General features: G+C 52.6%; 7 protein-coding genes. 1 reads left to right on the top strand and 6 read right to left on the bottom strand.

All coding sequences use genetic code 11. The annotated features are described in order from the left end of the window. Positions 1 to 17 precede the first annotated feature (17 nt). The 3 genes from BGX12_RS07775 to BGX12_RS07765 form a co-directional block, all read right to left on the bottom strand. Positions 18 to 1,862 (bottom strand): DNA topoisomerase IV subunit B, encoded by a 1,845-nt coding sequence (locus BGX12_RS07775; protein WP_109735517.1) that lies wholly within the window; start codon positions 1,860 to 1,862, stop codon positions 18 to 20. A 135-nt stretch (positions 1,863 to 1,997) separates the two neighbouring features. Continuing rightward, the gene (locus BGX12_RS07770; protein ID WP_109735516.1) at positions 1,998 to 2,960 is read right to left on the bottom strand and encodes an L-threonylcarbamoyladenylate synthase; all 963 of its coding nucleotides are present in this window, start codon (positions 2,958 to 2,960) and stop codon (positions 1,998 to 2,000) included. A gap of 95 nt (positions 2,961 to 3,055) precedes the next feature. Continuing rightward, on the bottom strand, positions 3,056 to 5,956 hold the full coding sequence (locus BGX12_RS07765; protein ID WP_109735515.1) for a DUF349 domain-containing protein: 2,901 nt from the start codon (positions 5,954 to 5,956) through the stop codon (positions 3,056 to 3,058). 134 nt (positions 5,957 to 6,090) lie between these two features. Here BGX12_RS07765 and priA point away from each other — a divergent pair, with 134 nt between their 5' ends. Beyond that, positions 6,091 to 8,229 carry a primosomal protein N' gene (gene priA, locus BGX12_RS07760; protein WP_109735514.1) on the top strand — a complete coding sequence of 713 codons (2,139 nt, stop codon included), beginning with the start codon at positions 6,091 to 6,093 and terminating at the stop codon, positions 8,227 to 8,229. Positions 8,230 to 8,322: 93 nt separating this feature from the next. Here the strand turns inward: priA and gmk are convergent, their stop codons facing one another. Genes gmk through BGX12_RS07745 form a run of 3 tightly spaced genes read right to left on the bottom strand, consistent with a single transcriptional unit; the run spans position 8,323 to position 12,387 of the window. Further along, a complete protein-coding gene (gene gmk / locus BGX12_RS07755; protein ID WP_109735513.1) occupies positions 8,323 to 8,880 on the bottom strand; it encodes a guanylate kinase in 558 nt (185 codons plus the stop codon). A gap of 14 nt (positions 8,881 to 8,894) precedes the next feature. Continuing rightward, complete coding sequence (locus tag BGX12_RS07750; RefSeq protein ID WP_109735512.1) at positions 8,895 to 9,809, bottom strand: glycosyltransferase family 2 protein; 915 nt, start codon at positions 9,807 to 9,809, stop codon at positions 8,895 to 8,897. Between the two features lie 13 nt (positions 9,810 to 9,822). Next, positions 9,823 to 12,387 carry an NPCBM/NEW2 domain-containing protein gene (locus BGX12_RS07745; RefSeq protein WP_109735511.1) on the bottom strand — a complete coding sequence of 855 codons (2,565 nt, stop codon included), beginning with the start codon at positions 12,385 to 12,387 and terminating at the stop codon, positions 9,823 to 9,825. Positions 12,388 to 12,438 lie beyond the last annotated feature (51 nt).

The following is a 12,438-nucleotide window of genomic DNA, read 5'->3' as shown; positions in this document are numbered from 1 at the left end:
CCAATCTCTCTGCCGGATTACAGTTCTTCTACTGCCTCTGCGCGGAGGTTTGCCACGATGTGGTCCTGACGCTGGGGAGTGTTGGCTCCCATGTAGTAGGCAAGCATCTTGCTGAAGTTTGCATCCGGCGGGAGGATGACCGTTTCCAGACGCATGTCTTCGCCAATGAACTGTCCGAATTCTTCCGGACTGATTTCGCCAAGACCTTTGAATCGGGTGATTTCCAGACCGGTTTTTCCGATTTCCTTGGCGGCCTTGTCACGTTCCACTTCGTCGTAGCAGTACTTGGTGACCTGCTTGTTGCGGACACGGAACAGCGGAGTCTGAAGGATGAACAGGTGCTTCTGTTCCACCAGTTCCGGGAAGAACTGCAGGAAGAAGGTCATGAGAAGCAGACGGATATGCATGCCGTCCACATCGGCATCGGTTGCGATAATCACCTTGTCGTAGCGCAAGTCTTCCAGACCGTTTTCGATATCCAGGGCGCTCTGCAACAGGTTGAATTCTTCGTTTTCGTAAACCACCTTCTTGGTGAGGCCGAAACTGTTCAGCGGCTTACCGCGAAGGCTGAACACCGCCTGGGTCTGCACGTTACGTGCCTTGGTGATGGAACCGGATGCAGAGTCACCTTCGGTAATAAAGATCATGGATTCCTTGTTCAGGGGATTCTTTACGTCGGTCAGGTGGATCTTGCAGTCGCGAAGCTTGCGGTTGTGAAGGTTTGCCTTCTTGGCACGTTCGTTAGCCAGTTTCTTGATGCCCGCAATTTCCTTGCGTTCACGTTCGTTCTGGGTAATGCGATCCTGAAGGGCCTTGGCGGTTTCCGGATTCTTATGGAGGTAGTTGTCCATTTCGCGGGAAACGTAATCCACGATCCAGGTACGGAGCTGAGCGCCGCCCGGTGCAGTGGTGGTGCTACCCAGCTTGGTCTTGGTCTGGGATTCGAACACCGGTTCCTGAATACGGACGGAAATGGCGCCGATAATGCAGTTGCGAACGTCGGAGGGGTCCAGGTCCTTCTTGAAGAAGTCGCGGGCGCCCTTGACGATACCTTCGCGGAAAGCCTGCTGGTGAGTACCACCCTGTGTGGTGTACTGGCCGTTGACGAAGCTGTAGTAATGTTCGCCGTACTGGTTTCCGTGGGTAAATGCGATTTCAATGTCGTTCTGCTTGAAGTGTGCCACCGGGTAGCGGATGGAATCATCCACATGCTTCTGGAGCAAATCCAGAAGACCGTTGGGGCTCACGTAGGTCTTGCCGTTCATGATGAGGGAAAGACCGTTGTTCAGGTAGGCGTAGTTCCACACCTTTTCTTCCATATAGGCAGGAAGGAACCTGAAGTTCTTGAAAATGTTTGCGTCCGGTTCGAAGTAGATTTCGGTACCGTTCTTTTCGGTGGTGTTGCATTCCTTTTCTTCGCGGACCAGGACGCCCTTGCTGAATTCGGCTTCCTTGCAACGGCCGTCACGGAAACTCTTGACGATGAACTTGGTGGAAAGGGCGTTTACCGCCTTGGTACCCACACCGTTCATACCCACGGACTTCTGGAAGGCGTCGGAGTCGTACTTACCACCGGTGTTAATCTTGCTGACGCAGTCAATGACCTTGCCCAGAGGAATGCCACGGCCGAAGTCGCGGATGCGGGCAAAGTGATCTTCAATATCGATAATGACTTTCTTACCGGCGCCCATGACGAATTCGTCGATGGAGTTGTCGATAATTTCCTTGACGAGAACGTAAATACCGTCGTCGGGGCTCTGGCCATCGCCAAGCTTACCGATGTACATACCCGGACGTTCGCGGATATGTTCGTTCCATTCCAGTGTTCTAATGCTGTCGTCTGTATAATTGCTAGCTGCCATAAAAATCAGAACTCTTTAGGTTGCTTATTCAACAAATCAAAAATTTTCCACAAAAGTACAATTTTTTCATGTCACTTTTGTGTCATGAAGCCACTGAAATAAAATATAACAAAAATTTGGTGCACGAATGTGCAATTATAGCTTGATGCTTGCTCTCTTGAGGCGGTCATTCAGGGCCATGCCCACGCCCACATTGGGGATTGGGTCCACCAGGATCAGCTGATACTGAGGGAGGTCCAGGTCGTGCATGTAGGCGTACAGCTTGGCGGTTGCTTCCAGCATGTCGCCCGATTCAGAAAGATTCAACGTAGCGGGAACAGGGCCTTCCGTTTTGCCAAAGGCGATACGGACGGTGTTTTCCGGCAGCTTTGTTCCTTCGGGAACGACTCCGTAATACAAAGGTACCTGAGGGCGATAGTGGGTGTCGCACTGGCCGGGGGCGGCCATGGGCTGGCCCGGCTTAGAGGTTGATTCCTTGATAGCCACCTGACCAAGAACCTTCTCTACCATTTCGGGGGTAATTGCACCGGGGCGAAGCACCGTGGGAATTTCGCCCGTAAGAGAGATGATGGAACTTTCCACACCTACATCGCAGGGGCCGCCATCTACAATGCCTGCAAGCCCGCGGTCTGCCAGCTGGTCGGCGACATGCTTGGCTGTTGTGGGACTTACGTGCTTAAAGAGGTTTGCGCTGGGGGCTGCCAGAGGGACGCCTGCCTTGCGGATGATTTCCTGAGCTACAGGGTGTGCCGGGAAACGTACTGCCACGGAGGGCAATGCGCTGGTACACAGGTCCGGGATGCAGTCCTTCTTGGGAAGGATCAGCGTCATGGGGCCGGGCCAGTAGGCTTCCGCCAACTTGTAGGCGGCTTCGGGAATATCCTTGGCGATGTCCTTTAGCTGGTCAATATGGCAGATATGGACAATCAGGGGGTCGAACGTGGGACGTTCCTTGATGGCGAAAATCTGAGCCAGTGCCTTAGGCTCGTAGGCGTTACCTGCAAGGCCATAAACTGTTTCTGTAGGGATTGCCACAACCTGGCCGTCCGCAAGTAAGCGGGCCGCTTCGTCAACCGATGTCCAAGGAGGAAATTTCATGACGCTAAAGATAAAAAAATACGTTCTTAAAAAGAACGTATTTCGTTTATTAGATCGTCCCTGGATCCTTCGCGGCGTTGCCGCTCAGGATGACGTTATTCTGCAGCCGGTGCTTCGGCAGGAGCCTCCGTTTCGGCGGGCTTGGGTTCGTCCTTGCGGCCGAATGCGAAAACCTTGTCGCAGGCGGTGTTGAAGCGCTGCCAGGTCTTTTCGGAATGTTCACGAGGAACTGCGCCCACTTCCTTCCAGAGGCGACGCAGATGCTTCACCTTGTTCATGGAAGCGCCTACAGTAGCTTCGCTCAGGTCGTTCAGCAGTTCTTCAGCCTGTTCGCAGAGCAAAAGCTTCTTCTGAAGGTTGTTCTGGCGGGCCTGTTCCTGAATGTCCAGCTGGTCGCGACGGCGGGTAAAGAAGTCATCGCAGGCTTCGCGGAAGGTCTTGTAGAGTGCGGAATCTTCTGCACCGCAGGAACCGATTTCGCGCCATTCCTTCTGGATTTCGCGGACGGCATCAGCCAGCTGGTTGGAGCCGGCGCTTTCTGCAAATTCCTTGACCTTGTCGATCATTTCAAGCTTCTTGGTCTTCACTTCGGCAAGTGCAGCAGTCAAGGCTGCGTCTGCGCTGGCAAGGCGGGCGAGAATCTTGTTGTAGATGGTGTTGAAGCGTTCGCTAACGGTTTCGATGGCTTCCTTGGGGACCATGCCCAGGGACTTGAATTCGGATTCCATGGCCTTGAGTTCTTCGAGGGAACCCTGGGCTGCTGCTTCCATGGCTTCCAACTTGGCGCAGACTTCATTCTTGGCGTCCAGATTCTTCTGCTTGGAGGCGTCCATTTCTTCGAAGTGGGCGCGCTTCTTTTCGAAGAAGGCGTCGCAAGCGGTACGGAAACGAGTCCAGATTTCGTCGGACTTGCTCTTGGGTACGGGACCCGTTGCCTTCCATGCGTCCTGGAGCTGCTTCAGCTTGCTGGAAGTTGCGTTCCAGTCGCTGGATTCCTGAATGGCTTCGGCTTCCATGCAGAGAGCCACCTTCTTTTCGTAGTTGGCTTCGCGGGAAACATCTTCGGCCTTCAGGTTTTCCTTGTGCTGGGCGTAGAATGCGTTTGCTGCTGCCTTGAAACGTTCCGTCAGGGCGGCGACATTTTCCTTAGGAACCATGCCGATGTTCTTCCAGCTTTCCTGGAGTTCCTGCATGGTCTTGAACTTGTCCTTCCAGAAGATTTCTGCATTGTTGACCAGTTCTTCGATCTTGGCGCAGATGGCTTCCTTGTCGGCGAGGTTCTTGATGCGTTCGGCGTTCATTTCTTCAATGAAGGGTGCGCACTTTTCCTTAATCTTTTCGTAGTTGCCCTGGAAGTGGTCGCGGTATTCCTGGAGCTTTGCAGCGGAGATAGGACCGATTTCCTTCCAGCGGTTGGAAATTTCACGGAGCTTGTTCAGAAGAGCCTGGCTGGGTTCTTCCTTAGTCATGGAATCCATTTCTGCAAGCAGTTCGTCGCGGGCCTGTTCGTTACGCCAGTTTTCCCACTGCTGCATTTCCTGGAAGCGGCTAGTGGCAGCCTTGTATTCCTGCCACAGGTCGTGATACTTGAACTTCTGTTCGCCAACGATTTCCTTCCACTGGTTGTAGCATTCACGAACCTTCTTGTTCAGTTCGCGGAAGTCTTCGTTTTCGTCGAAGGATTTGACCTTGTCGATGATGGCGCGGAGCTTCGCGGAATTTTCTTCCACCAGCTTCTGGGCTCTTTCGGTAAAGGCTGCAATCTTTTCGGATAGTTTGTTCCTAATGGCGTTGTAGCTCTGGAGGGTCGGATCTTCGCCTTCCAGCAGGGGAAGCTTTTCCCATTCGCGGACGATGGCGTGGAGATACTTGCCGGTGCTTTCGTTGACGTCGGTATCGGCCAGAGTCTGCAGACGTTCCAGCAGTTCCGGACGGGCGGATTCATCGGCGGTTTCGCCTTCGGAAACTTCTACGACTACGGGCTTCTGGATTTCCTGAACCTTGAAGAAGGCGTTGTTGTAGCGCTTGATCAGGCTTGCGTCCATGATGGACTTGCCGTCATTCCAGAGTGCGACGATTTCGTCAACGCGCTGGGCGTTGTCGGCCACCTTGCTATCGGAAATGAGCTGTTCCAGTTCTTCCAGACCTGCAGTCATGGCGGCAATCTTTGCGGCCTTTTCTGCAGCAGCCTTTTCGGCTGCAATCTTTTCTGCGTTTGCTTCGTCGCAGAACTTGTTAAAGCTTGCGTAAACTTCGTCCAGTGCAGCCTGCTTGTCGCCCATGCCGAGAGCGCGGGCTTCTGCCATGAGGTTGTCGAACTGGTCCTTTACTGCGAGGGGATCCTTCTGGGCTGCCAGGTGGTGTGCCTGACCGAGAAGTGCGTCCTGCTTGCCTGCCAGGAGGGCTGCGGCCTTCTTGCCGCCGTCTTCTGCTTCCTTCTTGGCGCGGATCTTGTCGGAGACCAGCTTACGTACGGAAATGTGCTTGGAATTCTTGGCGATGTCGGCCATCAGAGCATCGGAGTCCACCTTCTTTGCGGCGATGGTTGCGATTGCTTCGCTTGCGTCACGGGTGGCAACACCTGCCAGGATGCTAGCCTTCTTGCATGCTTCAACCAGGACCTTGCGGATTGCTTCGCAAGTAGTGTTGTTCTTCAGCAGGTCATCTGCAAAATGGGTTTCCTTCAGGTCGTTCAGCAGGTCCAGGTCTTCGCCGGCGACGTCCTTAAGGTTCTTGAGCTTCTTGTATGCTTCATCCTGGTAGCGGTTCTTGGCCAGGGTCTTGACGCTTTCGTCGCTGTCGTTGGAGGAAATTGCCTTCAGCACCTTGAGGCTTGCAACTTTCTTGACGGCTGCGGTACGAACTTTTACATCAGGATCGGAACTGGCCAGAGTTTCGATGATACTCTGATCGCTGACTTCCTTTTCTACGGCGGCAGCACGTACGGAGGGGTCGGACTTTTTCCAGTTCGGTTTCACAAAATCAAAAAGGCTCATAAAAAATCTCCAATAGGTAGGTAGACCATGGTATCAGGTCTATATAACATAATCTAATTAAAAAATATTTTGTCAACCAAAAAAAATCGGTTTTTAGGGGAATTTGGGGGGCGGGTTTAACTATCTTTGCCCCTATGGCAAAACGCATCCCCAAAATCATTCCGCCGGAGGAAATAAAGACGAAGGTAAAGTCTGCGACTCTCACGCAGTTTTGCGAAGTCTATATCCCCATGGCGCCTGCGGTTTACACCTATGGGGTGCCCCAGGGGGTGGAGATGCGACGAGGCAATCTGGTGTGGGTTCAGTTTGCAACCCGTAAAAAGCCTGCCCTTGCCGTCGTTTCCAAGGTCCATTGGGAACGTCCCAGTTTTGACGTGCGATTGGCGATGCCCCATCAGTCCGGGTTTTCTTTTTCCGAAAGGTATATGGAGAATCTGGAATGGACTGCCAGTTATTATATAAGCACTCCCATGAAGGCGCTCTTTGTCTTCTGGCCGGCAGATTTCGAAAGGTTTCTGGAAGCGTATGCCGCTAGAGAGAACGCGGAACAGGACTGCCGATGCCAAAACATTGCTGACGCAGAGACTGCCCTTGCACAAGAGAGCCGATGCCGAAACGAGTTCGGCATGACAAGGTCCGGCATGACGTGTGGGTTGCCGCCTCGTCCTGAGGATTTGCCTCCCTTGACTTTAGAACAAAAGAATGCACTGCAATCCCTGGTTGCTGATCTGGATGGTACCGGTTTCCGCGGGACATTGCTCCACGGTGTGACGGGCTCGGGCAAGACCCGTGTCTATCAGGAACTTGCCTACGAGGCTCTTTCCCGCGGGAAAAGGGTCCTCATTCTTGTTCCGGAAATTGGCCTTACACCGCAGACGGCTTCCCGATTTGAAAATTTCCTGCAGGTTCCCGTAGTGGTGCTCCATTCGGCTTTGTCCAGCCCGAAGAAACGTGCTGGCTACGTGTCCATTATGGATGGTTCCGCCCAGGTGGTGCTGGGAACCCGCAGTGCCATTCTCGCTCCCTTCGATTTTGACCTGGTGATTGTTGACGAGGAACATGACTCTTCCTTCAAGCAGCAGGATCCGGCGCCTCGGTACCACACCCGGGACTTGGCTTTCCATCTGGCTTACAGGCACGGGGCGCTTGTGGTTTTAGGTAGCGCTACCCCAAGTCTTGAGACGTACAATAATGCCAAGGCTGGAAACCTGAAAGTCCTGACCTTGAAGGAGCGTGCAACCCAGGCCCCTATGCCTCAGGTGAGCATCCTGGATATGTGCAAGATGCGCCAGCAGAAGGGCATCATGCTGTCTCCGCAACTTCGAGAGGCCTTGACGGATTGTGTTGCCGCAGGAGGTCAGGCCATTGTGCTGATGAACCGTCGCGGTTATTCCAAAATAAGAGTTTGTTCTGAATGTGGCGAAACTCTTTACTGTAAGGATTGCCATGTCCCGCTGGTTTACCACAAACAGTACAGCTCCCTGATGTGCCATTACTGCGGGAGACTTTACCCGGTGAATTCTCCCTGCCATAGCTGTGGGGCGGAAACTTATGAGTTCGTAGGCGGTGCCATCGAAATGCTGGAAGACGAAATCCAGGAGTGGGTGGCCGGCGCCAAGGTAATCCGTATGGACCGTGACACTACCCAGAACGTGGGGGCCAGCGAGAAGATTCTGGACTCTTTCCGCAATCGGGAATACAATATCCTTATAGGGACTCAGATGGTGGCGAAGGGCCATGACTTTCCGGGCGTCCGCCTGGTGGGTGTGGTAGGCGCTGACTCTGGCCTGGGAATTCCGGATTTCCGCTCCGGCGAGAAAATGTACCAGTTGCTGAGCCAGACGGCGGGTCGTGCGGGGCGCGCGGGAGATGTTCCTGGACAAGTTTTCATCCAGACATTGAAACCGACTGAACCTGTCATGCAGTTTGCGGTTCATCACGATTTCGAAGGGTTTGCGGCCAAGGAAGTTCAGGACCGTCAGGACGCATTCTATCCGCCGTTCTGCAAACTGGTGGAAATCAGTTGCGGCAGTAAGGATGAATCTCTCCTGACTGCTACGGTCAATCGTCTGGAACAAATCTTACGAGCTGAAAAATCCCTACTCGTCTTAGGGCCTGTGGATGCCTTTATCTCTATGGTCCAGAATGTCCGTTGGGCGAAACTTTATGTCAAGACCAAGGACCTGGTCCTTGTCCGCCGCATCTTAAGCCCAATCGTAAACGCCCCGAAGCCATGGGCCCCGGGCGTAGATATTAAGGTGGAAATAGACTAATGACGTAAGGGGGCGTTGCCCCCTTAGAACCCCCAAAAAACGACTGCGCTATCATAGGCTTCGCCTACTCAGAGGATGCTTTGTCCGTCCGTTTTATTTTTTCAAGATGGCGCGGAGTTCTTCGGCAGCTTTTTCCACGTCGTCATTGACAATGGTGTATTCGTACTTGCCCTGGGTCTTGGCGAATTCCACTTCCTTCTTGGCGTTTGCAAGACGGAGCTGGATCACTTCCTCGGAATCAGTACCACGGCCACGGAGGCGACGTTCCAGTTCTTCGTCGCTGGGGGGGAGAATCAAAATACCGGTTGCGTCGGGATAGACCTTGTCGAAGTTCACCTTGCCGAATACGTCCAGGTCGAACAGGACGCGATTGCCTTCTGCCAGAGTTTTTTCTACAAAGCTCTTGGGAGTGCCATAATAGTTCCCGTGGACTTCGTTGTATTCGATGAGACCGTCGCTCTTGATCAGTTCTTCAAATTCTTCGCGGGTCTTGAAGAAATAGTGGACGCCGTCTACTTCACCTTCACGAGGCTTGCGGGTGGTAGCGGAAATGGAATACTTGATGTCGGGAAAGTCGGGGAGGACCATCTTCTGCAAGGTGGACTTTCCTGCGCCACTGGCGGAACTCATGACGAAAAGTTTGTTCTTCATAAACACTCCAAAAATTATTTCTTCTTATCCTCAATATATAACGGACGCTGCTTTACTTCTTCATAGATTCGTCCGATGTAGGCACCCAGAATACCGATGGTAATGAGCTGCACGCCGGAGAAAAATACGATGGCGGTCATGAGGGAGGCCCAGCCCGGTACGGTCGTAGCGGGATTGACGATCTTTTCCACGATGGACCATACGAAAACGGCGAAGCCGACGATGGCAGCGAACAAGCCCATGTAGAAACTGATCTTCAGCGGGGAAGTGCTAAAGCCTGTAATGCCGTCGACAGCCAGGCGGATCATCTTCTTCAGGGGGTACTTGGAAGTGCCTGCGGTACGTTCCGCGCGATCGTACTTGACGCCGATTTTCTTGAAGCCAACCCAGCAGACGAGACCACGAAGGAATCGGCTACGTTCCGGAAGGTTCTTCAGCTGGTCCACGACGCAGCGGTCCATCAGGCGGTAGTCACCGGTGTCAGGGGGAATGTCGATGCTGGTCAAGCGTCCGATAATGCGGTAGAAGGCAAATGCGGTAAAACGCTTGAAGATGGTTTCGCCGGCACGCTTGTTACGCTGGGCGTAGACTACCTGGTAGCCTTCGCGCCACTTTTCCAGCATTTCATGAATCAGTTCCGGCGGATCCTGCAGGTCGCCGTCAATAATGACGACTGCGTCGCCCTGGGCGTGGTCCAGGCCTGCGCTAAAGGCTGCCTGGTGACCGAAGTTTCGGCTGAAATTCACAATCTTGTTGTTGGGATTGCCGGGGAGCAGTCCTTCCACGATTTCACGGGTGCGATCTCTGGAACCATCATTCACGAAAATCAGTTCGTGTTCCACATCCTTCAGGACATTTTCCAGTACTTCGTAGGTCTTTGCTACGATTTCTTCTTCGTTAAATACGGGGATAATTACGGATAATAGCATAGGTCAGTCTCTGTTACGGAATGAGAACGGGATTGATGATGTCCACATGGTCGCAGTTGTTGGACTCAAGCTGGAGAGTGGCCAGCGTAAGCTGCTTGACGCCTTCGATGTTCACGTCCAGGTTGTTCAAGGTTCCTGCGGTAAAGGCTTCGCTTTCGTAGAGGACCTTTCCATCACCGATAACCTGAAGTCTTGCGCCGTCGCCACAGAGGGATTCCTCGTCCAGCCCGAAGGAGGCCTGAATGGTCTTGAACTTGCCGTCCACATGGTAGACGGTGGAAGACGGGGTGTGGATGCCGAGACCATAGACGTACTGCTTTCCGGCAATCCTGAATGCGTTTCCGTCAATGCTCTTGTTTTTCTGGATGCTGCCCCAGCCCTGCTGGTGACTTTCGTAGGGCACGTCTACTAACGGGAGAACGCCTCCGTCCTTGTGGAAATAGAACCTCTGGATATCTGCGATTGCCTTACGCTTCAGGTTGTCGTATACCACATAGCGGATGGTGTTGTAGCCCTGTTTCAGCTTGCTTGCGGAATAGTTCATCTGGATGTCGCCACGGATGTACGGACCGTCGTTGCTTTTTTCGCCATTGACGAAGATTGCGTAGGACCAGTCGTTAATGGCGTTCCCTCTTTCGTTCAGGCTAAAGGAAATGCGGAGACCCGGTTTACCGGCCAGAGTGTCTGTAGGAACTTCAAAGACGGGGTCGTTTACGGCAATAATATTTACGGGATTATAGTCCCTGCGTCCGTTGAATTTAGCGATCTGGACCCAGTAATTGTTGGTAATCAGGAAGTTTGCCACTCCTTCCATGTCCATTTCTCGTTCAAAGACGTCGCAGGTGGTAGGAATTCTGTGTTCCACAGCTTTCTTGTGGTAGGTCTGGCTGTCCCAGCAATCCAGGCCGCGGATGTAGTAGACTTCGCCCTGGTATTTGTCCACCAGCTTTTTCAGTTCCTCGTTGGACATCAGACGGGCTCGGTCGTAATGGATGGAGGATACTCCGTAACCGATAAAGTGCCAAGGTCTACCGTAAATGAAGAGCCTATTCTTCTGGGACAACGTTCCCAGCCAGTGGAGAATTTCGGATTCTTCCATGGTCAGGTGGTTACGGTTGTACATAATGTTCTTGTTGAAATCATCCTTGTAGTGGAATGTCCAGGCGGTAAAGCCTGCGCCTACAAGGAGTCCGAGAATGCAGGCTACTGTTGTGGTGCGCTTGGAACTGACTAGCTTTGCTGCGAATAGAATCAGGTAGGATACAGGAATTGCACCAAGGATTGCCATGGAGGGCAGCATGACCAGACTGTAGCGCTGGTTAATTTCGATGGTAAAGTCGCCGGAGACGTTTTCCAGGATGACGTAGGTCTGCAGGTGGTAAAGGACCAGGAAGACCAGAAATTCCAGGAAGAAGAAACGGTACCTGTCCTTGCGGGTGAATGCGTCAAAGATCGCCTTGAGAATCAGGCAGATTCCGCCTACGGCAAACAGGTAGTTAAAATAGGTGAGGAAGGGGTTGACCAGTTCGCCCTTGTCGTTCAGGGGCTTGGTCATGACTTCCCAGTTCCTGGAAACATCTTCCAGGAAGTGACCGTGAGCTTCAAATTCACCGCCCTGGAATCCGAAACCCTGGAAATAGCTGATGGTTAAAAGCACCGGCACGGAGAACAGGGACAAAAGAACGAAGAAGGTAGGTGCCTTGGCGCTCTTCTGGTCCAGAAGTTTCGGCAGGGAAACCAGAATGAAAGGCGCGAAACAGAAGACTGTTTCCTGACGGGTCTGTGCAAAGAAGGCGAGAATCAGGGCGAACAGGGCCCAGTGTTTTACTGTATTGCGATCATATGCGTAACGGAAGGTCAGTACAGAAAGTGCGGAAAGGAAAACATAGAGAGGCTCCACGGACATGGAGCGGAACTGGAAAAGTACGGTGGGCTGCAGTGCAGTAAGGAGCGCTGCGAAAAACGCCAGGAGAGGCTGCCTTGTCCAGGCGACCACCGCCAGGAACATGAGGAGAACTGCCAAAGGCAACAGCAACAGCTCGAAGTTGAAAATCCAGTGGAGGTCCGTGCCCAGCAGGGGGATGCCTAAGGTGTACAGGAAGGAAAGTCCCTTGGTCTTGAAACTGTTGGACTTGGAAACGCAAGTGAGTTTTCCATCCTCGAAATAGCCCTGGTTGCAAGTGCCAGATTCCTGGTTGTAATACATGTTCTGGGCTACAGACATGAATACGCTTTCGTCACTCTGAACGCGGTGACGGGCTTCGATCTGGGTAGCTGCAAAAATGGTGACTGCCAGAGTGAAAAGGACCATGAGGATGGTGAACTTCTTTTCCGGCAGGATGGTCTTGATCCAGTTCCTGAAATCCTTCTGCAACAGTACGAAGAGTACGATGGAGGCAATGAACTGGATCGCAAACAAGGGGAAGGGAAGGTACAGATCCAGCTGCTGGATGATATCCTTGTGGCCAATATTGGGGGCGAGATATACCAGAAAGGGAATCGCCATAGATGCGATAATGCCTATGATGGTTCCCGGGTGGGCGAGGTTCTTCAAAATACGTAAAACAGTCGCTTTCATCAAAAACTCCTAAGTGCCCGAAATATAGATAAAAGATTTGTATATATTCAA

Source organism: Fibrobacter sp. UWR4, from assembly GCF_003149045.1.
Taxonomy (GTDB): Bacteria; Fibrobacterota; Fibrobacteria; order Fibrobacterales; family Fibrobacteraceae; genus Fibrobacter.
Note: the sequence above shows the minus strand (reverse complement) of the source record. Positions and strands in the feature narration are given on the sequence as shown.

Coding starts and splice junctions, on each gene's coding strand:
- BGX12_RS07745 (WP_109735511.1), bottom strand. CDS start 12,387: ATGAAAGCGACTGTTTTACGTATTTTGAAGAACCTCGCCCACCCGGGA.
- BGX12_RS07750 (WP_109735512.1), bottom strand. CDS start 9,809: ATGCTATTATCCGTAATTATCCCCGTATTTAACGAAGAAGAAATCGTA.
- gmk (WP_109735513.1), bottom strand. CDS start 8,880: ATGAAGAACAAACTTTTCGTCATGAGTTCCGCCAGTGGCGCAGGAAAG.
- BGX12_RS07775 (WP_109735517.1), bottom strand. CDS start 1,862: ATGGCAGCTAGCAATTATACAGACGACAGCATTAGAACACTGGAATGG.
- BGX12_RS07765 (WP_109735515.1), bottom strand. CDS start 5,956: ATGAGCCTTTTTGATTTTGTGAAACCGAACTGGAAAAAGTCCGACCCC.
- BGX12_RS07770 (WP_109735516.1), bottom strand. CDS start 2,960: ATGAAATTTCCTCCTTGGACATCGGTTGACGAAGCGGCCCGCTTACTT.
- priA (WP_109735514.1), top strand. CDS start 6,091: ATGGCAAAACGCATCCCCAAAATCATTCCGCCGGAGGAAATAAAGACG.